We start from the raw sequence: 1852 nt of genomic DNA on the forward strand, positions 1-1852 counted from the left end.
GGGGACCACATCCTGGACCGCCCGCGCAACGCCCCGACGCGTACCGCGTTCGGCGTCGCCTGGATCACGCTGTACATGATCACGCTGGTCGGTGGTGGCAACGACCTGATCGCCACCCACTTCCACCTGTCGATCAACGCGGTCACCTGGTTCGTCCGGATCGGCTTCTTCGCCGGACCGATCATCGCGTTCATCGTCACCAAGCGGATCTGCCTCGGCCTGCAGCGCCGCGACCGGGACAAGGTGCTGCACGGCCGGGAGAACGGCACCATCAAGCGCCTGCCGCACGGTGAGTTCATCGAGGTGCACGAGCCGCTCAGCCAGGAGCAGCTGCACACGATCACGGCGCACGAGCAGTACCAGCCGGCCGAGATCGGCCCGGCGGTCGACGAGCACGGCGTCGAGCGCAAGGTGAAGGGCTCCGAGAAGCTGCGCGCCAAGCTCAGCAAGGCGTACTACGGCGAGGACGCCCAGATCCCCAAGCCCACCGTCGAGGAGTACAAGGAGATCACGAGCGGCCACGGCCACCACTGATCACTGCGTCAGCCACGCCACAGCGAGGGGCCCCGTCCGTTGTTCGGACGGGGCCCTTCGCCGTGCCCGCGGCTGGATAGGGTGGACCTGTTCGAGACTCGTGTCCCGGTGTACGGGACTGACCCAGGAGCGGCTTATGAGCGCTGTGACCCCCGCTGGAGGCGACACCGCGGCGGGCCGTTCCTGGCCCGCCCTGCTGAACGGCCTGCTTCAGGGCCGCGACCTCAGCGCGGACGACACCGCCTGGGCGATGGACCTGATCATGCGTGGCGAGGCGACGGACGCCCAGATCGCCGGGTTCGCGGTGGCACTGCGCGCCAAGGGTGAGACCGTCGAGGAGATCGCGGGATTCGTCCGGGCGATGTACGACCACGCGAACGTGATCGAGGTGCCGGGCGAGACCGTCGACATCGTCGGCACCGGCGGCGACGGCGCGAAGACCGTCAACATCTCCACGATGTCCGCGATCGTCATCGCGGGCACCGGTGCGAAGGTCGTCAAGCACGGCAACCGGGCCGCGTCCTCGGCGTCCGGGGCGTCCGATGTGCTGGAGAAGCTCGGCGTCAATCTGGAGCTGACGCCGCAGCGGGTCGCGGAGGTCGCCGAGGAGGCCGGGATCACCTTCTGCTTCGCGGTGAAGTTCCACCCGGCCCTGCGTCATGTGGCGGCGGCGCGCGGGCAGTTGGGCATCCGGACGACGTTCAACTTCCTCGGTCCGCTGACCAACCCGGCCAAGGTGAAGGCGCAGGCGGTGGGCGTCGCCGACCTCAGGATGGCGCCCATCGTGGCCGGCGTCTTCGCCGAGCGCGGCAACTCCTCCCTGGTGTTCCGCGGCGACGACGGCCTCGACGAGCTGACGACCGCGTCCACCTCCCGGGTCTGGGTCGTCCGGGACGGCAAGGTGACCGAGGAGCGCCTCGACCCGCGGGACGTCGGGATCGAGCTGGTGCCGCTGGAGGCGCTGCGCGGCGCCGACGCCTCGTACAACGCCGAGGTCGCCCGGCGGTTGCTCGACGGGGAGCAGGGCCCGGTGCGGGATGCGGTGCTGCTGAACTCGGCGGCGGCGCTGGTGGCGCTGGAGCCGACGGCTGCGCCGCTGACCGAGCAGATCCGGGCCGGGATGGAGAAGGCGGCGGAATCGATCGACTCCGGTGCGGCGAAGCGGACGCTCGAGCGATGGGTGGCCGCGAGCAACGCGTAAGCGCTCCGATGGAACAGCCGCGATGCGCCGTCGATCGTCTGCGGCGCCATCGTGGCTGTTCCATCGGAGCGCTTACGCGTTGCTCGCGGCCACCCATCGCTCGAGCGCAGCCGAGAG

At 70.0% G+C, this 1852-nt stretch carries 1 protein-coding gene and 1 pseudogene; both read left to right on the forward strand.

Annotated features, from left to right (window positions below; translation table 11 throughout):
* A pseudogene (locus StrepF001_RS45175) lies at positions 1-534 on the forward strand (ubiquinol-cytochrome c reductase cytochrome b subunit); the annotation flags it as partial.
* Positions 535-670: 136 nt separating this feature from the next.
* Complete coding sequence (gene trpD, locus StrepF001_RS45180; protein WP_129803871.1) at positions 671-1735, forward strand: anthranilate phosphoribosyltransferase; 1065 nt, start codon at positions 671-673, stop codon at positions 1733-1735.
* Positions 1736-1852 lie beyond the last annotated feature (117 nt).

The organism is Streptomyces sp. F001 (assembly GCF_004187715.1).
Classification (GTDB): domain Bacteria; phylum Actinomycetota; class Actinomycetes; order Streptomycetales; family Streptomycetaceae; genus Streptomyces; species Streptomyces flavusporus.

Coding starts and splice junctions, on each gene's coding strand:
- trpD (WP_129803871.1), top strand. CDS start 671: ATGAGCGCTGTGACCCCCGCTGGAGGCGACACCGCGGCGGGCCGTTCC.